21 protein-coding genes are annotated in these 19853 nt (G+C 65.7%); 11 read left to right on the top strand and 10 right to left on the bottom strand.

What is annotated here, in order from left to right; genetic code table 11:
* Positions 1-21: 21 nt before the first annotated feature.
* The 3 genes from VJ673_RS20870 to VJ673_RS20860 are packed head-to-tail and all read left to right on the top strand — an operon-like array spanning position 22 to position 4946.
* On the top strand, positions 22-1413 hold the full coding sequence (locus VJ673_RS20870) for an MFS transporter (protein ID WP_324128094.1): 1392 nt from the start codon (positions 22-24) through the stop codon (positions 1411-1413).
* 30 nt (positions 1414-1443) lie between these two features.
* Complete coding sequence (locus tag VJ673_RS20865) at positions 1444-3585, top strand: PAS domain S-box protein (protein ID WP_324128093.1); 2142 nt, start codon at positions 1444-1446, stop codon at positions 3583-3585.
* On the top strand, positions 3582-4946 hold the full coding sequence (locus VJ673_RS20860) for a sigma-54-dependent transcriptional regulator (protein ID WP_324128092.1): 1365 nt from the start codon (positions 3582-3584) through the stop codon (positions 4944-4946). The genes VJ673_RS20865 and VJ673_RS20860 overlap by 4 nt, the downstream gene beginning before the upstream one ends.
* A gap of 24 nt (positions 4947-4970) precedes the next feature.
* Here VJ673_RS20860 and VJ673_RS20855 read toward each other — a convergent pair whose 3' ends face one another.
* The 4 genes from VJ673_RS20855 to VJ673_RS20840 form a co-directional block, all read right to left on the bottom strand.
* Positions 4971-5606 (bottom strand): tetratricopeptide repeat protein, encoded by a 636-nt coding sequence (locus tag VJ673_RS20855; protein WP_324128091.1) that lies wholly within the window; start codon positions 5604-5606, stop codon positions 4971-4973.
* Between the two features lie 353 nt (positions 5607-5959).
* Positions 5960-7492, bottom strand: a complete 1533-nt coding sequence (locus VJ673_RS20850) for a DHA2 family efflux MFS transporter permease subunit (protein WP_324128090.1) — start codon at positions 7490-7492, stop codon at positions 5960-5962.
* A 5-nt stretch (positions 7493-7497) separates the two neighbouring features.
* Positions 7498-8577, bottom strand: a complete 1080-nt coding sequence (locus tag VJ673_RS20845) for an HlyD family secretion protein (RefSeq protein ID WP_324128089.1) — start codon at positions 8575-8577, stop codon at positions 7498-7500.
* A gap of 5 nt (positions 8578-8582) precedes the next feature.
* Positions 8583-9011, bottom strand: a complete 429-nt coding sequence (locus tag VJ673_RS20840) for a MarR family winged helix-turn-helix transcriptional regulator (RefSeq protein WP_324128088.1) — start codon at positions 9009-9011, stop codon at positions 8583-8585.
* Positions 9012-9342: 331 nt separating this feature from the next.
* On the opposite strand from VJ673_RS20840, the gene VJ673_RS20835 reads away from it, so the two are divergent.
* The 5 genes from VJ673_RS20835 to VJ673_RS20815 are packed head-to-tail and all read left to right on the top strand — an operon-like array spanning position 9343 to position 14027.
* Positions 9343-9639, top strand: coding sequence for a c-type cytochrome (locus tag VJ673_RS20835; RefSeq protein WP_324128087.1), 297 nt, complete (start codon positions 9343-9345; stop codon positions 9637-9639).
* A 6-nt stretch (positions 9640-9645) separates the two neighbouring features.
* Positions 9646-10038, top strand: a complete 393-nt coding sequence (locus tag VJ673_RS20830; RefSeq protein ID WP_324128086.1) for a hypothetical protein — start codon at positions 9646-9648, stop codon at positions 10036-10038.
* A 35-nt stretch (positions 10039-10073) separates the two neighbouring features.
* Positions 10074-11621: an FAD-binding oxidoreductase gene (locus tag VJ673_RS20825; protein WP_324128085.1), complete on the top strand. Its 1548-nt coding sequence runs from the start codon at positions 10074-10076 to the stop codon at positions 11619-11621.
* A gap of 8 nt (positions 11622-11629) precedes the next feature.
* Positions 11630-13072 carry an aldehyde dehydrogenase family protein gene (locus VJ673_RS20820; protein WP_324128084.1) on the top strand — a complete coding sequence of 481 codons (1443 nt, stop codon included), beginning with the start codon at positions 11630-11632 and terminating at the stop codon, positions 13070-13072.
* Between the two features lie 25 nt (positions 13073-13097).
* Positions 13098-14027, top strand: coding sequence for a SphA family protein (locus VJ673_RS20815; RefSeq protein WP_324128083.1), 930 nt, complete (start codon positions 13098-13100; stop codon positions 14025-14027).
* A 19-nt stretch (positions 14028-14046) separates the two neighbouring features.
* Here VJ673_RS20815 and VJ673_RS20810 read toward each other — a convergent pair whose 3' ends face one another.
* The 5 genes from VJ673_RS20810 to VJ673_RS20790 all read right to left on the bottom strand — a co-directional run bounded on the left by VJ673_RS20810 (position 14047) and on the right by VJ673_RS20790 (position 16483).
* Positions 14047-15009 (bottom strand): Vgb family protein, encoded by a 963-nt coding sequence (locus tag VJ673_RS20810; RefSeq protein ID WP_324128082.1) that lies wholly within the window; start codon positions 15007-15009, stop codon positions 14047-14049.
* An 82-nt stretch (positions 15010-15091) separates the two neighbouring features.
* Positions 15092-15541 (bottom strand): OsmC family protein, encoded by a 450-nt coding sequence (locus VJ673_RS20805; protein WP_324128081.1) that lies wholly within the window; start codon positions 15539-15541, stop codon positions 15092-15094.
* A 25-nt stretch (positions 15542-15566) separates the two neighbouring features.
* Positions 15567-15764: a hypothetical protein gene (locus tag VJ673_RS20800; protein ID WP_324128080.1), complete on the bottom strand. Its 198-nt coding sequence runs from the start codon at positions 15762-15764 to the stop codon at positions 15567-15569.
* Positions 15761-16000: a VF530 family protein gene (locus VJ673_RS20795; RefSeq protein WP_324128079.1), complete on the bottom strand. Its 240-nt coding sequence runs from the start codon at positions 15998-16000 to the stop codon at positions 15761-15763. The genes VJ673_RS20800 and VJ673_RS20795 overlap by 4 nt, the downstream gene beginning before the upstream one ends.
* 21 nt (positions 16001-16021) lie before the next feature.
* Positions 16022-16483 (bottom strand): MarR family winged helix-turn-helix transcriptional regulator, encoded by a 462-nt coding sequence (locus tag VJ673_RS20790; protein ID WP_324128078.1) that lies wholly within the window; start codon positions 16481-16483, stop codon positions 16022-16024.
* 168 nt (positions 16484-16651) lie between these two features.
* Here VJ673_RS20790 and VJ673_RS20785 point away from each other — a divergent pair, with 168 nt between their 5' ends.
* The 3 genes from VJ673_RS20785 to VJ673_RS20775 all read left to right on the top strand — a co-directional run bounded on the left by VJ673_RS20785 (position 16652) and on the right by VJ673_RS20775 (position 19497).
* Entirely contained in the window at positions 16652-18379 is a 1728-nt protein-coding gene (locus tag VJ673_RS20785; protein WP_324128077.1) for a 2-oxoacid:acceptor oxidoreductase subunit alpha, read from the top strand.
* Positions 18380-18381: 2 nt separating this feature from the next.
* Positions 18382-19221 carry a 2-oxoacid:ferredoxin oxidoreductase subunit beta gene (locus tag VJ673_RS20780; protein ID WP_324128076.1) on the top strand — a complete coding sequence of 280 codons (840 nt, stop codon included), beginning with the start codon at positions 18382-18384 and terminating at the stop codon, positions 19219-19221.
* A gap of 81 nt (positions 19222-19302) precedes the next feature.
* Positions 19303-19497, top strand: coding sequence for a YfhL family 4Fe-4S dicluster ferredoxin (locus VJ673_RS20775; protein ID WP_015436512.1), 195 nt, complete (start codon positions 19303-19305; stop codon positions 19495-19497).
* A 3-nt stretch (positions 19498-19500) separates the two neighbouring features.
* Here the strand turns inward: VJ673_RS20775 and VJ673_RS20770 are convergent.
* Positions 19501-19853 (bottom strand): PaaX family transcriptional regulator C-terminal domain-containing protein (locus VJ673_RS20770; RefSeq protein ID WP_324128075.1); only part of this gene is annotated, 353 nt, incomplete at its 5' end.

The following is a 19853-nucleotide window of genomic DNA, read 5'->3' as shown; positions in this document are numbered from 1 at the left end:
GTCACGCAGCCAGGAGACAGCATGTCGAAAGCAGAAGATGTAGACGTTCAGTCGTTCATCAACCAGCACCCGTTTTCCGGTTTTCAGTGGTTCATCTTCGCACTCTGCTTCCTGATCGTGATGCTGGACGGGTTTGATACCGCCGCGATCGGCTATATCGCGCCGTCGCTCATCCAGGAGTGGGGCGTGACCAAGCCGGCCTTGGCACCGGTGTTGAGCGCGGCGCTCTTCGGGCTGGCCGCGGGAGCGCTGGCGTCCGGACCACTGGCGGACCGCTTCGGGCGCCGGCTCGTGCTGAACGCGTCGGTGCTCGTGTTTGCGGTCGCGTGCTTCGCCTCGTCGTTCGCGTCCGATCTGCAGGCGCTGACGGTATTGCGCTTCATGACCGGCCTGGGGTTGGGGGCCGCGATGCCCAACGCGGTGACGCTGATCAGCGAATACTGTCCCGCCAAGCGTCGTGCGCTGATCACCAACGCGATGTTCTCCGGTTTCCCGCTCGGCGCGGCGTTCGGCGGCTTTCTTGCGGCGTGGATGATTCCGCAGTTCGGCTGGCGCAGCGTGCTGCAGCTTGGGGGCGTCGCGCCGGCCGTGCTGCTCGTGCTGATGCTGGTGTGGTTGCCGGAATCGGTACGCTACATGGCGACGAAGGGACTATCGCCGGAGCGGATTCGCGCTGTCCTTGTTCGCATCTCTGCGACGGCGGCGAGCGCGCGGTCGTTTCACCTTGCAGAACTGAAATCGGCCAACGTACAGGGGAGTGGCCTGGGACTGGTGCTGTCCCGGCCGTACATCGCCGGATCGCTGATGCTGTGGCTCGCTTACTTCATGGGCTTGGTGATCTTCTATGCGCTGATCAACTGGATGCCGATCCTGTTCAAGGACGCCGGGCTTGAACCGAAGACTGCAACGCTGGTCGCGGCGCTGTTTCCGCTCGGCGGCTGCGGGGCGATCTTCTTCGGCTGGCTGATGGACCGTTTCAACGGCAACCGCATCATCGCTGTCGGCTATGCGCTGACGGCCGTGTCGATCTGGGCGATCGGGCAGGTGGCGGGCAACGTCGGTGCGCTGATGGTGGTCGTGTTCGTCGCCGGCACGGCCATGAACACCGCCCAGGTGTCGATGCCTGCGCTCGCGGCCGGCTTCTACCCGACCCAGGGGCGGGCGACCGGTGTTGCGTGGATGCTGGGGATCGGCCGCTTCGGCGGGATCGCCGGATCTTTTCTGGTGGCCGAACTGGCTCGCCAGAAGCTGGGATTCAGCGAGGTGTTCACGGTGGTCGCGATTCCAGCCGTGATCGCGACACTCGCACTGATCCTCAAGCAGCGCGCCCACCCGGAAACCGCCCGCGAGCATCGCGTGACGACTGCCGAAGCGCATCTGCACTACCAGGAAGAGCAAGCCGCCGCGCACTGAGCGCGGGACGGGCGACGGGCGGGGGCGACGATGCGCGCGGACGAACTGGATTTCCATTCGTTGGTGAAGTTCGTCCCCGATCGGGGCGCGATCCAGTTCAGCGGCCGGCGTGCGATCCTGCTGCACACGGATGCGATGGGGGCGTTGCGCAAGGAGCTGGTCGAGACGCTCGGCGCCGATATCGCCAAGGTCATCCTGACGCGCTATGGATTCAGCTGCGGGCACGAGGACGCCGGACTGCTGCCGGGTTTCATGAACCCGGACACGGTCGAGGAGTTCGTGCGGGGCGGGCCACGTGTCCACATGTTCTCGGGCATCGCGGAGGTCGAGACGCACAACGTCGAGGTCGACCACGAACATGGCCGCTACCGCATGAGCGGCTATTGGCGGCGTTCCTACGAGGCGGAGCAGCATCTGCGGCTGTTCGGCCGCTCCGAGGAGGCCGTCTGCTGGACGCTCGCGGGCTACGCCTCCGGCTTCGCGTCGTATGTGTTCCAGACGGATATGATCTGCGTCGAGCACGAGTGCGAAGGGCGCGGTGACGACCATTGCGCGTGGACCTTGATGAACGCGGCCGACTGCGCACCGGAGTTCGCCGACCTGCGGCGCTATTTCCAGCCGCTCAACATCAAGGACCGCATCAACGTTCTCGAGGGCAAGGTGTATGAGCGCACGCGCGAACTCGAGGCGTCCGAGCAGCGTTACCGCAACCTGATCGAGGATCTGCCCGAGATGGTGTTCGCGCTGCATGTGTCCGGGCGCATGCTGCAGCTCAACAAGGCAGGGCGGACGCGGCTGGGCATCGCGGAGGACGAGTTGCCGGGCATGCGCCTGAAGGATCTCGTGCTGCCGGAATATCGCGCCCGGGCGGCGAGCTTCCTGAAGGGCATCGCCAGCGTGCGTGCTGCGACGCGGCTCGATGTCGTGATGCGCGATAGCGAAGGGCGCCACATCCCGATGCGGCTGCAGGTCGAGCCGGTGTTCAAGGACGACAAGATCGTCGGCTACAGCGGGTTGGCAATCGACATAACGGCGCAGCAGGAGCGGGAACGCAAGCTCACCGAATACGCGGCGCGGCTCGAGAACCGCGAGCAGCAGATCCAGGACATCATCAACGACGCAGTCTACATCCTCGATCTCGACGCCCGCCTGAGCTTCGTCAATGCCCGCATGGCCGAGCTGCTGGGCGTGCCGGCGGATCGTGCGATCGGCCGGCGTTGCGGCGAGTTGATGCTGCATTCGTCTGCGCTGCGTGTGGAGCGCGACTTCCGGCGGCGGCTTGATGGCGACGGTGCGGCCCCGTTCGAAATCATGCTGGCCTTGGGCGATGGCTCGAAGCGGCTGCTGGAGGTGAGCTCGGCGCTGTTGTCGAGCGGCGGCGAGGTCGAAGGTGTCATCGGGGTCGTTCGCGACATCACTGCGCGTCGGGAAATGGAGCGCCAGCTCGCGCAGGCCAACCGCCTCAGCGCGCTGGGGCAGTTCGCGTCCGGCATCGCGCACGAAATCAACAACCCGCTCGGCCTCGTGTCCGGCTTCGCCGAGGAGCTGCAGGCGCTGATGGAGGCCATTCCGGGCGTCGAGGCGAATCCGGAACTCGATGTGTTGCGCCGAGGGCTCACGACGATCCAGGAGCAGGCGCAGCGCTGCAAGGCGATCACCGACAACTTGCTGCTCTTTTCGCGCAAGCAGGCGGTGCCGGTGGAGCCGGTCGACGCCGGAATGTTCGTGCGCGAGCGCCTCGCCTCGTACCGGGAGATCGGGCTGACGCGCGGGCTCGATATCGCGCTGCAGATCGAGATCGACCTGCCGGTGATCGCGACCAACCCGTCGCTGCTCGATCAGGTGCTGCGCAATCTGCTGAAGAACGCGGGGGACGCGATGCACGGGAGCGGACGTGTGGAGCTGAGCCTGAAGCCGTCCGCGGGCGGCGTGGATCTCGAAGTGCTCGACGAAGGGCCGGGTCTGCCGGCCGGCGTGATCGACCATGTCTTCGATCCCTTCTTCACGACGAAGGCGCCGGGGCGCGGCACGGGGCTGGGGCTGTCGATCTGCTACGGCATTCTGTCCGAACTCGGTGGGCGGATCGATTGCGGCAACCGGCCTCAGGGCGGCGCGTGGTTTCGCATCCACCTGCCCGCGGACGACGCAAGTTTGGAGGCAGGGCTCGCATGAAAGGACATATCCTGATCGTCGACGACGAGGCCTTGTACCGCCAGCTGCTGACGAGCCGTCTCGGGCGGAGCGGCTACGCGCTCAGCGAAGCGGGCGACGGAGAGGCGGCGCTGGCCCGGGCGCAGGACGGGGGAGTCGATCTCGCGCTGGTCGATATCAAGATGCCGGGGATGGACGGCATCGAGGTCCTCAAGCGATTGAAGCAGTTCGACCCGCTGATGGAAGTCGTGATCCTGACCGGTCACGGAAACGTCGATACCGCGATTGCCGCGATGAAGCTCGGCGCCTTCGACTATCTCTCCAAGCCCTACAAGCTGACGGAGCTCGACATCGTCGTCGAGCGTGCGCTGGAAAAGCGCTCGCTCGCGCGGCGCTGCGCGGCCTTGAGCGCGGAAGTGGCGCATCGGCGCGTGTGCGACGAGGTGGCGGTGGTCGGACGTAGCCCCGTATGGCAGAAGACGCTGGAACTCGTACGTCGCGCGGCGCCCCTCGACATGCCGGTGCTCGTCACTGGCGAGAGCGGAGCCGGCAAGGAGGTCGTCGCGGGTCTGCTGCATCGCTGGAGCGGACGTGGCGCGGAAGCCTACGTGCCGCTCAACTGCGGACTGCTCGACGACGAGCTCGTCGAAAGCGAACTCTTCGGACACAAGCGCGGGGCCTTTTCGGGCGCGACCGCCGACAAGGAAGGGCTCTTCGAGGTCGCGAGCGGCGGGACGCTGTTTCTCGACGAGATCGGCGAGCTGCCCGCGGCCTGCCAGGCGAAGCTGCTGCGCGTGCTCGATTCGGGCGAATTCCGTCAGCTCGGGGCGACGGCCTTGCGGAGGACGAACGCCCGGGTGATCGCCGCCACGCATCGCGATCTCGATGCCCTGGTTGGGCTGGGGAAGTTTCGCCACGATCTGCTGTACCGGCTCAACGTCGTGCATATCCCGGTACCGCCCTTGCGCGAACGGCGCGAGGATGTCCCCTTGCTGGTCGAGCATCTGATGCGGCGCAAGGGCAGAGCGGGCGGCGAGCTGCCGCGCTTCTCCGAGGCCGCGATGGGGCGGCTCGCGGCGTACCCATGGCCGGGGAACGTGCGCGAGCTGCGTAACATCGTCGAGCGTCTGGTCGCCTTCAGCGACGGCGCGTGCATCGACGAAGGCGCGGTTTGCTCTGTGCTCAACCTTCCCGTGGTGGCACCCGCGACCGCAGTGCCGCGGGCTTTCCCCGGGATCGTGCCGCTCGACGATTTCGAGCGCGACTACGTCGTGTGGGTGCTCGACGAAGTCGGCGGCAACGTCAGCGCGGCGGCGCAGGCCCTGGGCGTCTCGCGTTCGACCGTGTATCGCTTCCTGCGCGGCGAACTCGCCACGGGCTGAGCGGGTTGTCGGGCCGTGGTCGCGTTAGGGCTTGTCGTACCTTGTCGGCTTGGTGCCGCCAACGGGGCTGGCGCCGCTAGTGCCGCCGGGACCGCTATTGCCAGCCGCCACGATGGGCGACTGCGCCTGGGCCTCCTTCAGCTGGGGCGCGGTGAGTCCCCGCGCAACGTCGTCTCGCGCACGCGCCGCTTCGACGTGCAGCGCCGCGGCGGCGCGATTGAACCAGACGTAGGCGAGTATGGGATCGCGTGGGAGGCCGACGCCGTCCCGATAGAGCCGCCCCAGTTCGAGCATTCCTTCCGGATCTCCCTGGGCGGCCGCGGTGCGGATCCACTTGGTCGCCTGATCGTAGTCCTGCAGCACGCCGAAGCCGCTGCGGTAGAGCTTTCCGAGCTCGACCATTGCACCGGAGCTGTTGTTCTCGGCTGCGGATCGCAGCCAGTGCACCGCTTCGGCGGATCTCGTGCCCTCGCGGCCGCGGTCCGACAACAGTGCTCTCGCAAGCCGCAACTGCGCCGCCGCGTCGCCCTCCTGCGCGGCCCTGAGGGTGTAAGGATCAATTTGCATCGGCGCCGCAGCCGGGATCGGTTCGGGAAGCTCCTCGACCTTCGACCAGTCGACCAGCATCACGACGCCGACGGCGATGATCAGGCATGCCATCGCGAAGGAAACGACAAGATTCCGCCCTGGGTGTCTGCCGTCCGGTGCGAAGAAGCGATGCTTGCAGACGTGGCACCGGTAGGGTCGGCGCCCCGTTATGAGGGTCCTTTCGTCCTGTCGCCATCGGGATTTCCGGCAATCGGGACTCTGGCAAATCGGGCATATCACAACCGTCGGCTGCGTCATCTCGATTCCGAATGGCGTATTTCAACAGGCCCTGGCGACCGACCGTCGATCCGGCGGGTCGTCTCCATCTGTCATTTATTCTATTAAATTATTTGCCGGCTTTACGCCTGGTGGGGAGAAATTGCCGACTGTTACGAATCGGCGACGAAGCGGCGGTTCGTCCGGACTTACTCGGCCATGAAAGTCTCGTCGGCAGCAGGGGGGCGCGCCTGCGAGGGTTTCAGCAGGGCAAGCAGCGGTATCGCAGCGAGCGTGACCCAGGTCATCAGTCGGAAGTCCTGCAGGTAGGCGAGGAAGGCGGCCTGGCGTGTCACCTCGCCATTCAGGGCAGCGATGCCTGCCGGAGTGCTGAGGTCGAAGGCGCCCGCGTCCGCCGCTTCGCGGACGGCGAGACTGAAGGGTGTGATGAAGTCAGCCAGCGCGGCGTGGTTCGCCTGCATGTTCCGGGACAGGTAGGTCACGACGATCGAGATGCCGATGCTGCTGCCGATGTTGCGCATCAGGCTGAAGAGGGCCGTGCCTTCGTTGCGGTAACGCGGGGTGAGCGTTGCGAAGGTGATTGTCGATAGCGGCACGAAGATGAAGCCGAGTCCGAGCCCTTGCACGAGGCCGGTGCGGACGATGTCCCACGATGTGATATCCATCGAAAAATGCGTCATCTCCCACTGCGACAGGCTGGTGAGCAGCAGGCCAAGCAGGATCAGCCAGCGCGGATCGACGCGTTGCGCAAGGCGGCCGACGGCCATCATCGCGAACATCGTGCCGACGCCGCGCGGTCCCAGCAGGTAGCCGACCTTGATCACCGGGTAGCCCATCAGGTTCTGCAGCAGCGGCGGCAGCAGCGCCATCGTCGCGAGCAGGATGATGCCGACGACGAAGATCAGCAGCAGGCCGACGCTGAAGTTGCGGTCGCGGAAGAGGCCGGGCTCGAGGAAGGGATGGTCGTGCGTGAACATGTGCGCGACGAAGAGGTACAGGAACAGTCCGGCCGCGATGGCTTCGGCGACGACTTCGGGATGCGAGAACCAGTCGAGCGTCTCGCCGCGGTCGAGCATCATCTGCAATGCGCCGATTCCGAGCGTCAGCAGCGCGAAGCCGAGCAGGTCGAAGCGGCGCGAGCGGTCGATCGGCGTCTCATGTACGAAGGCCGCGAGCCCGAGCCAGGCGAGGATGCCAAAGGGCAGGTTGATGTAGAACACCCAGCGCCAGTTGTAATACTCGGTCAGCCAGCCGCCCAGCGTCGGACCCAGAATTGGCCCGACCATCACGCCCACGCCCCACATCGCCATCGCCTGGCCGTGCTGCTCGCGCGGATAGGTATCGAGCAGCACCGATTGCGACAGCGGCACGAGGCTCGCGCCGAACACGCCTTGCAGCAAGCGGAAGAGCACGATCTGCGTCAGGTTCTGCGCCGCGCCACAGAGCATCGACGCGATCGTGAAACCGACCACCGCGGTGAGAAAGACGCGTTTGCGGCCGAAGCGTGCGCTGAGAAAGCCCGTGAGCGGCATGAAGATCGCGGCCGCGACGATGTAGGACGTTAGCACCCACGAGATCTGGTCTTGCGTTGCGCTCATCGAGCCCTGCATGTGGGGCAGCGCGACGTTGGCGATCGTCATGTCCAGCGCCTGCATGATCGTAGCCAGCATCACCGAAACGGTGACGAGGCCGCGATGCGGGGTGCCGGGCGCGTGTGTCATGGAGGTCAGAGCGCGAAGCCGAAGAGGCGCCGGCGGTGTCCGGTGTCGATCTCGACGACGGCACTCAGGCCGGCACGGAGCGCGGGCAGGTCGGCACGCGCGTCGAGCGCGATGCGGACCGGCACGCGCTGCGTGATCTTGACCCAGTTGCCGGTCGCGTTCTGCGCCGGGATCAGCGAGAACTCCGCGCCGGTGGCGGGGCTCAGGCTCTCGACCTGGCCGTGCCAAACGGCGTCGGGGTAGGTGTCGATGCGGATCGATACGGCCTGTTCCGGGCGGACCCACGTTAGGTCGGTTTCGGGGAAGTTCGCCTCGATCCACAGCTTGTCGCTCGCGACCAGCGCCATCGCGGTGCTGCCGGCGCTGACGTATTGCCCGGGCTGGGGCACCTTGCTGGCTGTGCCTGCGGTCGCCGAGCGGATCTCCGTATGCTTCAAGTCCAGGCGGGCGCGGTCGAGCTCGGCCTGCGCCGCGAGGAAGTCCGGGTGGCTTTGCAGAGGAACATCGACGCCGCCCCCGAGCGATTCGGCAATCTGGCGCAGGTTTTCTTCATTCACGACGATCTGCTGGCGGGCGAGGTCGGCGTCCTGTTTCGCCGCGTCGAGTCGCGAGCCCGAGATGAAGTTTCGCGCGGCGAGGTCCGCCTGGCGCTGCTCTTCGCGGTTCGCGAATGTCAGCCGCGTCCGCGCGAGCGTGATCTCGGCCTGCTTCTCGCGGTAGCTCGCGCGCATCGCGGCGTGCTGGGTGCGCACTTGGGCGAGCTTGGCCTCGGCCTTCGCGACGGCAACGCGGAAGGGTTCGGGGTCGAGCCGGAACAGGATCTGGCCGGCCTTGACCGGCTCGTTCTCCTCGACCAGCACTTCCTTCACCGTGCCGGACACTTCGGCGCTGACCGGCGTCTTGTCGGCCTTCACGTAGGCGTTGTCGGTCTCGATGTAGCGTCCGCCGCCGAGATAGACGATGAGGCCGACGATGCCGGCGAGCAGCGGGACGACAACCAGCAGGATCAAGCGTTTCGTGCCCCGCCCGCGCGGAGCGGATGTGTCGGCGGACGGAGCGGCGGCGGGGGCTTGCGGGGTACTCATGTCGATTACCGCGGTGCGAGGTTTTGGCGGATGCGCCTGAGCACGACCATGACCTGCTCGCGGTCCTCATCCGAGATGCCGTCGAGCGCCCGGTCGCGCAGACCGTCGGCGACTTTGGCGATGACGTCGAGGTGTGCGGCGGCCTTGTCCGTGAGGTAGAGCCGGTAGGCGCGACGGTCGGCAGGGTCCTGGCGACGTTCAACGAGGCTTTCGGCTGCGAGCTGGTCAATGAGCCGCGCGAGGGTCATCGGCTGGATTTCGAGCAACTCTGCGAGATCGACCTGTCGCATGCCTTCGTTGCGGGCGAGATACACCAATGCGCGCGCCTGCGCCAGCGTGATCGGAGTGTTCTGCACCGACTGCTCGAACGCGCGACGCAGCAGACGAGCGGTATCGCTGAGCAGGAATCCGAAAGTGTCTTCACCGAATCTCATGGGGGTCGGATGTGATAGTAAGCGTTGCTTATTATCACACATTTTACTAACGGCAGGCCAGTTCCACCCTGTCCAGATTTGCGCCAGTGGCTGGATTTGCGACACCGCCCCGCGAGCCCTTGCATGACATTGACTCGCTCCGCAGACGAGGTTGCGATGTCCAGAATCCAGACATTTCCCGCGATGATCGAGCTTGATCTCATTAGCATTTTATATTGGGTAAGTTGATGATAACAAAAGTACAAAAAATGTAGCCAAAGTGCCGGCACGTGCCTTGCTCTACTTCCTCTGCCAAGGAGTCGGAAAGACCAACCAGAGGAGGTTCGGAGACATGTGGACAAGAAGAGTGGCCGGCATTGCGGTAGCGGCACTGTGCGTCGGCGGCAGCGCAGAGGCGTCGGCCTGGCGCGACGGGGCGCAGGTATACGAAAAGGTGTGCAGCCACTGCCATGAGGCAGGTGTCGGGCCCGTCATCCGTGGACGCAGCCTGCCGGCGGAGTATGTGCAGCGCGTCGTGCGCTACGGCAATCGCGCCATGCCGGCGTTCCGGCCGACCGAGATCGACGATGCGTCGCTCGCGGACATCGCCCGCTTGATCAACTCCGGTGCGGCACTCGCGAAGGAGTGAGGGGCCATGGATCGACGAATCTTCCTGAAGGGTTTGATGGGGAGTGGTGCGCTGGGCTTGCTGCCGGTGGCCGCCTTTGCGCGCCAGGCGGGGGCGGGTGAGGGGGCTGTGACGGTTGTCGTTCAGGCCGACCTGCCGCGCGCCCAAGCGCTTGCGGTCGGCATGGCGGACGCCCGCGGCGTGACCCCGCTCTTTGTCGGACCCGATGAACTGGGCAGCTACGGCGCCGTATCCGCGCTGCTCGACCGCGCCGGCCGCACCTCGCTGATCGGCGTCATGGACGACGCCGCCGCGGTGATCTTCCAGCAGATCGCCGCCAGCCGCGGCGCGGGTCTCGTCGCCCACACGCAGCACCGTATCGGCACCGAGAGCCTGGTGTCCTTCGCGATCAATACCTGAAGCCGAATCAACGGCTTTTCCACGGAGACAAGGGAATGAAAGAACAGCGCAAGGTATTGCCCAAGGGCATCAGCGCAGCGGATTTCGACAAGGCGGTGCGCGAGCTGCGTGCGATCGTCGGCGACGAACACGTGATCGTGGAGGAGGACAAGCTCGCGCCCTACCGCAAGATCATGATGCCGGTGCCGGACGAGCAGCACGAGCTGTCGGCCTCGGTGATGCCGGACGGCGTCGAAGAGATCCAGCGCGTCATGAAGGTCGCGAATAAGTACCGGATCCCCGTGTATCCGGTGTCGACCGGCAAGAACCTCGGCTACGGCTCCGCGGCGCCTGTGCAGCGCGGCCAGATCGTGATGGACCTGCGGCGCATGAACCGCATCATCGAAGTGGATGCGGAGCTGTGCACGGCGCTCGTCGAGCCCGGGGTGACCTACCAGCAGCTCTACGACTACCTGCAGGAGCACAAGCTGCCGCTGTGGTTCTCGTGTCCGGCGCCGTCGGCGATCGCCGGGCCGGTCGGGAACATGGTGGATCGCGGCGTCGGCTACACGCCCTACGGCGAGCACTTCCTGTTCTCGTGCGGCATGGAAGTAGTGCTGGCGGACGGGCAGGTGCTGCGCACGGGCATGGGCGCGATGGAGAACTCGAACACCTGGCAGGTGTTCAAGTGGGGCTACGGGCCGACGCTGGACGGGATCTTCACGCAGTCGAACTTCGGCGTCGTGACCAAGATGGGGATGTGGCTGATGCCGGCGCCGCCCGACTTCCGCCCCTTCTGCATCCAGTATCCGAACGAGACGGACATCACGAAGATCGTCGAGGCCTTACGCCCCCTGCGCATCGCGATGGTGATCCCGAACGCCGTCGTGATCGCGCACACGCTGTGGGAAGCGCCATGCAAGCCGGTCAAGCGGGCCGACTATCACACCGGGCCGGGCGCGATCAGCGACGAGGCGGTGAAGAAGATCCAGAAGGATCACGACATCGGCGCGTGGAACGTGTATGCCGGCCTCTACGGCACGAAGGAAACCAACGACGCGAACTGGAAGATCATCGAGGCCGTCGCGGCGGGAACGGGCGGCAAGATCATCACGCAGGAGGCGTCGAAGGGCAGCAAGGCGCTTGAATATCGCTTCGACCTGATGAAGGGCAAGCCCAACCTCGGCGAGTTCGGGCTCTACAACTGGCGCGGGGGCGGCGGCTCGATCTGGTTTGCTCCGGTGTCGCAGGCGAAGGGCGCCGAGACGCTCAAGCAGATGCAGATGGCGAAGACCATCCTTGCGAAGTACGGCTTCGACTACGTCGGCGAGTTCATCGTCGGCTGGCGCGACATGCACCACGTCATCGACCTGCTGTACGACCGCTCGAATCCCGAGCAGATGCAGAAGGCGTACGCGTGCTACGACGAGCTGCTGCACACCTTCGCGAAGGAAGGCTACGGCATGTACCGCGCCAACACGGCCTTCGCCGAGAAGGTTGCGGCGACTTACGGGCCGGTGAAGCGCGACGTCGAAAAGCGCCTGAAGCGCGCGCTCGATCCGAACAACATCATCGCGCCGGGCCGGTGCGGCATCAGCCTGTAGGAGCTTCCATGAAAGAGTACAAGCTGTTCATCGACGGCGAGTGGGCGCCGTCCTCGACCGGGACGATCCTCGACGACATCAACCCGGCGACAGGCGAGGTGTGGGGGCGGGTGCATCAGGCCTCCGCCACGGACCTGGAGCGGGCAATTGCCGCGGCCTACCGCGCGCGTGAAAGCTGGGGCAACACGCTCGCGAACGAGCGCGAGGCGATCCTGCTGCGCGCGGCCGACGAGCTGCAGAAGCGCATCCCGGAAGTCGCGGAGGTGCTGATCGACGAGGCCGGTTCGACCTTCGGCAAGGCGATGTTCGAGGCGTCCTTCGTCGTGAATCTGCTGAGGAGCGCCGCGGGCGAGGCGAGACGCATCACCGGCGAGACGATGCCCTCCGACAGCCCCGGCGTGTTCTCGATGAGCGTCCGGCGTCCGCTGGGTGTGATCGCCGGCATCGCGCCCTTCAACTTTCCCTTCCTGCTGGCCACGAAGAAAGTGGCGCTCGCGCTGGCCGCGGGCAACACCTTCATCCTCAAGCCCGCGACCTACACGCCCGTGACGGGGCTCAAGATCGCCGAGATCTTCGAGGCGGCAGGCCTGCCGAAGGGCGTGCTGAACGTGGTGCCGGTTCAGGGGGCGGTGCTCGGCAACACCTTCGTCGAGGATCCGCGTGTGCGCATGATCACTTTCACCGGCTCGACGGAGGTCGGACGCGAGCTGTCGGCTGCGGCCGGCAGGCATTTCAAGCGCATCACGCTGGAGTTGGGCGGCAAGAGCCCGCTGATCGTACTGAAGGATGCCGATGTCGATTACGCGGTGAATGCGGCAGCCTTCGGCATCTTCCTGCATCAGGGGCAGGTGTGCATGGCGAACTCGCGGCTGATCGTCGAGGCGCCGATCTTCGACGCGTTCTGCGAAAAGCTGGCGGCGAAGATCAAGGGCTTCAAGGTCGGTGATCCGCGCGACCCGCACACGGTGATCGGCCCGCTGATCGACCGCAAGCAGTGCGCCGTGCTCGATCGGCACGTCGCCGATGCGGTCGGGAAGGGGGCGAGGCTGCTCCATGGCGGCAAGAGCGACGGCGCCTTCTACCAGCCGACGATCCTCGCCGGCGTGACGCCCGACATGGTCGTCTTCCGCGAGGAAAGCTTCGGTCCGGCCGTGTCGGTGATCCGCGCCGCGGACAGCGAGGAGGCGCTGCGGCTCGCCAACGACTCGTGCTACGGCCTCTCGTCGGGCCTGATCACGAACGACCTGCAGAAGGCCTTCGACCTGTCGCTGCGGCTGGAGGCGGGAATGGTGCATATCAACGACGCGTCGATTATGGACGAGCCGCATGTGCCCTTCGGCGGCGTCAAGGACAGCGGCGTCGGGCGCGAGGGCGGACATCACTCGATGGACGAGATGACCGAGCTCAAGTGGATCACCGTGCAGATGGGCAAGCGGGCTTTCCCGTTCTGACCGGCACAAAAATTGGGGAGGAGACATGAAGATCAAAACGATCTCGATGGCGGTGATGCTGGCAGCAGGGCTCTTGAGCAATGCATCGGCAAAGGAAGGCGGCGACCAGTATCCGAACGGCGCTGAAAGCTGGCTCGCGGGCGCGGTGCCCCCGCCGGGCAACTATTTCCTCAACTACTTCGGCCACTACGAAGGCAAGCTCCGCGACGGCGACGGGGACAAGGTGCCGGGCGCCTCGGTCGACGCGTGGTTCGACGCACTGCGCTTCATCAAAATGACCGACACGAAGATCCTCGGCGGCGATTGGGGAATGCACCTGATCGTGCCGGTCGTGCATCAGGAGGTTAAGCTCGGCGGTGACGGCAAGTCCGTGACCGGGCTGGGCGACATCACCTTCAACCCGATCATCATCGCGTGGCACACCAAGAATTTGCACTGGACGGTCGCGCTCGACCTCAATATGCCGACCGGCAAGTACAAGTCGGGCGATCCGCGCGAGAGCATCGGCACGAATTACTGGAGCCTGGAGCCGATCTTCGCGGCGACCTGGCTGTCGGACGACGGCTGGGAGCTGTCCGGCAAGTTCATGTACAACATCAAGAGCAAGAACAAGGACTTCCGACCGGCGCCGGGCGCGCCGAAGATGGATTACGAGTCAGGCGACGACTTCCACATGGACTACGTCGTCGGCAAGCACTTCGGCCCGTGGGCGGTGGGGTTGTCCGGCTACTACCTGAAGCAGACGACGAACGACAAGCTCGACGGCGACACGCTGTCGTCGGCGCTGGGGCCATGGTCGAACGGGCGCAAGGGGGAAGTCTTCGCGATCGGGCCAAGCGTGAGCTACACGAACAAGAGCGGCGTGATGTTCATCGGGCAGTGGCACCACGAGACGGAGGCCGAGAATCGCTTCCGCGGCGACAAGGCGTGGTTCAAGCTCGTGATGCCGTTCTAGCTGCCGCCCCGCACCGGCCTCATTGCCAGCGATACACGGTGATGTGGTCGGTGCCCGATTCTGGTGCCCACGTTTCTCCGGGGCGACCGAGAATCTGGCGGATTGCGGCGTTCGGCTGCGGCGACGGAAACGACTCGAAGCGTTCCGTCGCCGGATCGAAGCGCAGCACGGCGTTCGCGCCGAAATCGCTGATCCACACGCGGTCCTGCTGGTCAGCATAGACGGCGTAGGGGTGCGGGTCACTGCCGGGTAGCCGCCACGCGCGCCATTCGCGGGTCTTCGGGTCGTAGCGAGAAAGCTGGCCCGACTGCCACTCGCTGACCCAGATGCGCCCGGTCGAATCCGACCACACGCGGCGCGCGCCTTGCTGCGGCGTCGGCGGATCGATCGGGTGGGCTTCGCCGGTCGTCGTGTCGATGCGGGCGATGTGGCTGCCGGCGAGCGATGCGTAGTAGATGTCGCCCGCGGGCGTCGCCGTGATGCCGTAAGGCCCGCGGCCGCGCGGGGCGTCGAACACGCGCATCGAGCCGGTCGCGGGATCGAGGCGGCCGTAGATGCCGGACTGTCCGGTGAACCAGAGGATCCCTTTGCCGTCGAAGGCGGCGGTGTTCAGGTTTGCGTTGCGGTCTTCGGGAAGCGGGTAGCAGGTGATGTCGAAGGTCTTGGGATCGACTCGGACGATGGCGTTGAGCCCGCTGTCGGTGATCCACAGCGCGCGGTCAGGACCGACGATCACCCCATGCGGTGATGAACCCTTGCCAAGAGGGATCTGCCGAGTTTTGCCGCTCGCAGGTTCCAGCACGCCGAGCGCGCCCTGGCCCTGCGCCGTGTACCACACCGGGCCGCCGGGCTCGGGCGAAGGCGCGACGTCATGCGGATGCGCGCCCTCGGGCACGCGGAAGCGCTCGATCGTGACGTCGGCGGCAATACCGGCGGTCGATGCGATGCATGCCAGGGTTGCGAACCACAATTTCAAGCCCATCGCGCGTCCTCCTCCGATGATCCTCATCGCATGGACGTCGATCCGGCCCCAATGTTCCGGGGCCAGGAGGGCAGGACCGTCGTCAGGCGGTGCCGAGGTCCAGCGTGACTTCGGCCGTCAGCGAGTTCGCGATGAAGCAGCGCTTGTGTGCGCCTTCGTGGATCTGCTGCAGCGTCGTCGGGTCCGGCTGCTTGTTGGAGAAGCTCACACGCGGTGACAGGACGATGTGGGTCAGCGCCATCCCCTTGTCGGTCTTGCCGAGATGGCCCACAGGGTTGTCGGTGTAGCGTTCGACGAGGAAGCCCTTCAGGTCGGCGATCGCGAGGAAAAACAGCATGTGGCAGCTTGCCAGCGCACTGACCACCATCTGCTCGGGGTCGGCGCACTGCGGGTCGCCCTTGTATTCGACCCCTGCCGACATGTTGACGTGCTGGCCGCCGGCGAGCGTGGCGACGTGGTTGCGGGAGTAGGTTTTCGGGTCGGACGCGTTAACCGCGCGCGTCCATTCGATGCTTGCCGTGTGTTGTGACATCGTCAGCCCTCTTGGGATATTCCGGTTACCGATATTTCTTGTAAACGGCCCGTGCGTCTTCGTGCGCGCGTTCCAAGGTGCAGATCGACGGATCGTCGTCGTGCAGCGTGAAGAAATCGTCGGCCTGGGCGCGCATCACCATGTCGATCGCGACCTGGTCTTCGACGTCGTACTTTTCGGTGATCAGGGTCGTGACTTCGTCGAGGTGTTCTTCGTAGGTCATCGGGATTGCCTTGCGTTCTGGCGAACCATGTAGAGGTAGAGGGATTCGACCTTTTCCCGCGCCCACGGCGTGCGCCTGAGGAACTTCAGGCTCGAGGCGATGCTCGGGTCGTCCGTGAAGCAGCGGATGTTGATCCGCTCGCCGAGATCCTGCCAGCCGTAATGTGTTACGAGCTGGTTCAGCATCATCTCGAGGGTTACGCCGTGCAGCGGGTTTGCGGGTTGTGAGTGAGTCATTGCTGCGAGGGGGCCGGGGCCTCAGCGGTGCTCGGGGAAGATCTTCTGCAGCAGGCTCACGAGGGTCATGCGCTCGTCCTCGCTGAGGTGCTCGACGAGGCGCTTTTCGTGGTCCGCGACGCGGCGCTTGAGCTTCTTGAGGAGCGCCGAGCCTTCGACGGTCAGCACCAGCGAGTTGGAGCGGCGGTCGTTCTCCGCGGCGCGGCGTTCGACTAGGCCGCGGCGCTCGAGGTTGTCGATTACCGAGACGACCGTCGAGCGGTCGAGATGGGCAGCGCGGGCGAGTTCGGTCTGCTTGAGGCCGGAGTTGGCTTCGATGATCACGAGGATGCCGAACAGGCCCGGCGTGACGTCGAATTCACCGAGGGATTCGGAGAAGTCGCGGAAGATCGCGATCTGCGCGAGACGCAGCTGATAGCCGGCGAGCCCCGGCAGCATGCCGAAGTCGATGCCGTTCCGATCGGAAGATTTTTTTTGTGTCATGGTTTCTGTGGGGTTTGGTAAAACGTTTGGCCTCCCAAGTATGCCGTCCAATCATTCATAAAAATAGTGGAATACAAACAATTTGACAGGAAGCAAATGCGCTGCTAATTTTCAGCCATGCGGTGCGCGGCGATGCGTGCCGGCCAATCGACCACGGCGGAGGGGCGGATGAGCGGGCAGACTGTTTCATTTGTGATGGCAGGCAGCGGCGGCGCCGGGGTGGTGACCGCGGGCAGCCTGCTGCTGGAGGCTGCGGCGCGGGCAGGTTGGTATGCGTACATGACCCGTTCGTCGGGGCCGCAAATCCGCGGCGGCGAGGCGGCGGTGATGATCCGCCTGGGCACGACGCCGATCTCCTCGCATGACGACTGCTTCCATATGCTGGTGGCCGTCGATTGGCAGAACGTGGGGCGCTTCGCGGCCGAGATCCCGCTCGGCGCGAACAGTCTGGTCATCGGCGATCCGGGCGAAGGCGAGGCGCCCGAAGTCTTCGTGCGCAGCGGTGCGCAGGTGCTGGACCTGCCGATGAAGGCGCTGGCGAAAGGCGTGCCGGGCGGTCGCCCGAACATGGTCGCCTTCGGCGCGATCGCCGCGATGATCGGCCTGCCCGAGGACATCGTGATCGGCGTGCTGCAGGACAGCCTCAAGCGCAAGGGCGAGGACGCGATCGCGGCGAGCATCGCGGCCTTCCGCGCAGGCGTCGAGGCGGCGGTCGCCTTTCCTGCTGTGCCGCGGCTGGCCGTCGGCAATTCCGATACGAGCGAGCGCTGGAGCATCACCGGCAACGAGGCGACCGGCATGGGCGCGTTGCGGGGCGGCGTGCGCTTTGTCGCGGCCTATCCGATCACGCCGGCGACCGAGGTGCTGGAGTGGCTGGCCCCGGCGCTGCCGAAGGTCGGCGGCGTGCTGGTGCAAGCCGAGGACGAACTTGCGTCGATCAACCAGATCATCGGCGGGTCCTACGGCGGCGTGCCTTCGCTAACGGCGACCTCAGGCCCGGGGCTTGCGCTGATGACCGAATCGCTCGGCCTCGCGGTCGCGGCAGAGGTCCCGATCGTCGTCGTTGATGTGATGCGCGTCGGGCCTTCGACGGGGATCGCGACGAAGTCCGAGCAGAGCGACCTGAACATCGCGGTCTATGGCCTGCATGGCGACGCGCCGCACTTGGTGCTGGCGCCGACTTCGGTCGCAGATTGCCTCTTCACGACGCAGTGGGCCGTCCATCTGGCCGAAAGCCTGCAGACGGCGGCGATCGTGCTGACCGACCAGGCGATGGGGCAGGCGCGTGCCGTCATGCCGCGTTCGGCGGCGATCGCCTTCATGGGGCAGCGCGAAAAGCCCGAGGCGCTGGCCGAGGGCGTGCAGTACAAGCGCTACGCGAACACGGCCTCGGGCGTGTCCCCGATGGCGGTGCCGGGCATGGCAGGCTTCATGTATACGGCCGACGGCCTCGAACATAACGAGACCGGCACGCCGTCGTCCCAGGCGTCGGACCACCAGGCCCAACTCGACAAGCGGCTGCGCAAGCTGACCGGTTACAACTACGGCGACCACTGGGCGGAGATCACCGGTGACGAGGACGCGGACACCGCGATTGTGACCTGGGGTTCGAGCGCCGGGCCGGCGCGCGAGGCGCTGGAGCGGCTGCGGGCGGCCGGGCAGGCGGTGAAGCTCGTCGCGGTGCGCCTGATCTCGCCGGTGCAACCGGAGAAATTCGAGCGTGTGATGAAAGGGGTTGAGCGCGTGCTCGTCGTCGAGCAGTCGCACAGCGGGCAGTTCCACCGCTATCTGCGCGCGCAGTACGACCTTCCGCGGCAGGTGCGTGCGCTGCACCACCCCGGGCCGCTGGCGGTCAGCCCCGGCGCCATCGTCGAACAAATTGCCCAGTGGAGCTGAACATGGATGCGTGTGCAAAGCAGCGGGAATACAGCGCGAAGGACTACAAGTCGGACGTGAAGCCGATCTGGTGCCCGGGGTGCGGCGACTTTTCGGTGCTGGCGGCGATCACCCGTGCGCTGGCGTCGATGCAGCTGGCGCCGGAGAACGTCGCGGTGGTGTCGGGCATCGGCTGCTCGTCGCGGATTCCGGCTTATACGAGCGTGTACGGTTTCCACGGTGTGCATGGACGCGCCTTGCCCGTCGCGACGGGACTCAAGATCGCGCGTCCGGACCTGACGGTGCTCGTCACCGGCGGCGACGGCGACGGGTTCTCGATCGGCGGCAACCACTTCCTGCACGCCTGCCGGCGCAACGTCGATCTGACGTACATCGTGATGGACAATCAGGTCTATGGCATGACCAAGGGCCAAGCCTCGCCGACCACGGCGCCGGACTGGGAAGGCAGCAAGCTGACGCCCGAGGGCTCGGGGGTCAATCCCTTTCATCCGCTGGTCGTTGCACTCGCGGCCGGGGCGAACTTCATCGCGCGCTGTTCGAGTTCGGACCCGAACAACGTCGCAGATATCATCACGCAGGCGATCCGCCATCCGGGCTTCTCGCTGGTACAGGTGCTGAGTCCGTGCGTGACCTTCCGCCCCGAGCAGCAGGAGTGGAAGCACATCGTGCGGACCGCAGTGGTCGACGTCACCGACGACGCCGCCCGGGCCGCACGACGTTTGATGACCGACGATGGTTTCAACGTCGGCAAGGTGTTGTATAAAGGCAGCCGTCCGGCCTACCAGCCGGAGCCGAAGGGTGGTGTGGCGGTTGCCGAACTGGAAGCCGATTTTGCGCTGTGACGGCGATCAGCGCTCGGGTGCGATGAACATCCAGCCCCTCCAACCCCTCCGTTTTTAGAAAATCGACAGGAGTGAGCCGAAATGGCCCTGCAAATCAACGAAGACTGTATCAGCTGCGACGTGTGCGTCGCCGAGTGCCCGAACGAGGCGATTGCCGAAGGCGATCCGGCTTTCGTGATCGATCCCGCCAAGTGCACCGAGTGCAAGGGGCACTACGACACGCCGCAGTGCCAGGACGTCTGTCCGGTGGACGCGATCGTCCCGCTCGCGGCCTGAGCGTCAGCTTTCGGCTACCTCCGGCGTGGCGGCCTCCGTATCCAGGCCGCCGAAGCGCTGGTAGAAGTAGGGCGCTGCGCCGGGGAGGGCCCCGGCCGGCGTCTCACAGACCGCCATCAGGTGCTGTTGCGACAGGCGCCAGGTGATGCGGTAGATGTCCTGGCAGAGCGCCCGCGCCGCGGCGCCGCTCCAGTCGGGCGGCATCAGTTGCGGCGGCAGTTGCGGGTCGTGCAGCAGCGCGCGGCGGAATTCGTGCATCATCAGCGTCTGCACGAGAAAACATTGCTCCGGATCGAGATTGCGGGTGCTGCGCAGCGAGCGCAGGACCGGCCGCAGATGATCCGAAAATTCCTGGT

The sequence above is a fragment of the Aromatoleum sp. genome, from assembly GCF_035254505.1.
Classification (GTDB): Bacteria; Pseudomonadota; Gammaproteobacteria; order Burkholderiales; family Rhodocyclaceae; genus Aromatoleum.
Note: the sequence above shows the minus strand (reverse complement) of the source record. Positions and strands in the feature narration are given on the sequence as shown.

Coding starts and splice junctions, on each gene's coding strand:
- VJ673_RS20855 (WP_324128091.1), bottom strand. CDS start 5,606: ATGGCATGCCTGATCATCGCCGTCGGCGTCGTGATGCTGGTCGACTGG.
- VJ673_RS20810 (WP_324128082.1), bottom strand. CDS start 15,009: ATGGGCTTGAAATTGTGGTTCGCAACCCTGGCATGCATCGCATCGACC.
- VJ673_RS20790 (WP_324128078.1), bottom strand. CDS start 16,483: ATGACACAAAAAAAATCTTCCGATCGGAACGGCATCGACTTCGGCATG.
- VJ673_RS20865 (WP_324128093.1), top strand. CDS start 1,444: ATGCGCGCGGACGAACTGGATTTCCATTCGTTGGTGAAGTTCGTCCCC.
- VJ673_RS20870 (WP_324128094.1), top strand. CDS start 22: ATGTCGAAAGCAGAAGATGTAGACGTTCAGTCGTTCATCAACCAGCAC.
- VJ673_RS20830 (WP_324128086.1), top strand. CDS start 9,646: ATGGATCGACGAATCTTCCTGAAGGGTTTGATGGGGAGTGGTGCGCTG.
- VJ673_RS20780 (WP_324128076.1), top strand. CDS start 18,382: ATGGATGCGTGTGCAAAGCAGCGGGAATACAGCGCGAAGGACTACAAG.
- VJ673_RS20820 (WP_324128084.1), top strand. CDS start 11,630: ATGAAAGAGTACAAGCTGTTCATCGACGGCGAGTGGGCGCCGTCCTCG.
- VJ673_RS20860 (WP_324128092.1), top strand. CDS start 3,582: ATGAAAGGACATATCCTGATCGTCGACGACGAGGCCTTGTACCGCCAG.
- VJ673_RS20815 (WP_324128083.1), top strand. CDS start 13,098: ATGAAGATCAAAACGATCTCGATGGCGGTGATGCTGGCAGCAGGGCTC.
- VJ673_RS20800 (WP_324128080.1), bottom strand. CDS start 15,764: ATGACCTACGAAGAACACCTCGACGAAGTCACGACCCTGATCACCGAA.
- VJ673_RS20805 (WP_324128081.1), bottom strand. CDS start 15,541: ATGTCACAACACACGGCAAGCATCGAATGGACGCGCGCGGTTAACGCG.
- VJ673_RS20785 (WP_324128077.1), top strand. CDS start 16,652: ATGAGCGGGCAGACTGTTTCATTTGTGATGGCAGGCAGCGGCGGCGCC.
- VJ673_RS20840 (WP_324128088.1), bottom strand. CDS start 9,011: ATGAGATTCGGTGAAGACACTTTCGGATTCCTGCTCAGCGATACCGCT.
- VJ673_RS20795 (WP_324128079.1), bottom strand. CDS start 16,000: ATGACTCACTCACAACCCGCAAACCCGCTGCACGGCGTAACCCTCGAG.
- VJ673_RS20825 (WP_324128085.1), top strand. CDS start 10,074: ATGAAAGAACAGCGCAAGGTATTGCCCAAGGGCATCAGCGCAGCGGAT.
- VJ673_RS20845 (WP_324128089.1), bottom strand. CDS start 8,577: ATGAGTACCCCGCAAGCCCCCGCCGCCGCTCCGTCCGCCGACACATCC.
- VJ673_RS20775 (WP_015436512.1), top strand. CDS start 19,303: ATGGCCCTGCAAATCAACGAAGACTGTATCAGCTGCGACGTGTGCGTC.
- VJ673_RS20850 (WP_324128090.1), bottom strand. CDS start 7,492: ATGACACACGCGCCCGGCACCCCGCATCGCGGCCTCGTCACCGTTTCG.
- VJ673_RS20835 (WP_324128087.1), top strand. CDS start 9,343: ATGTGGACAAGAAGAGTGGCCGGCATTGCGGTAGCGGCACTGTGCGTC.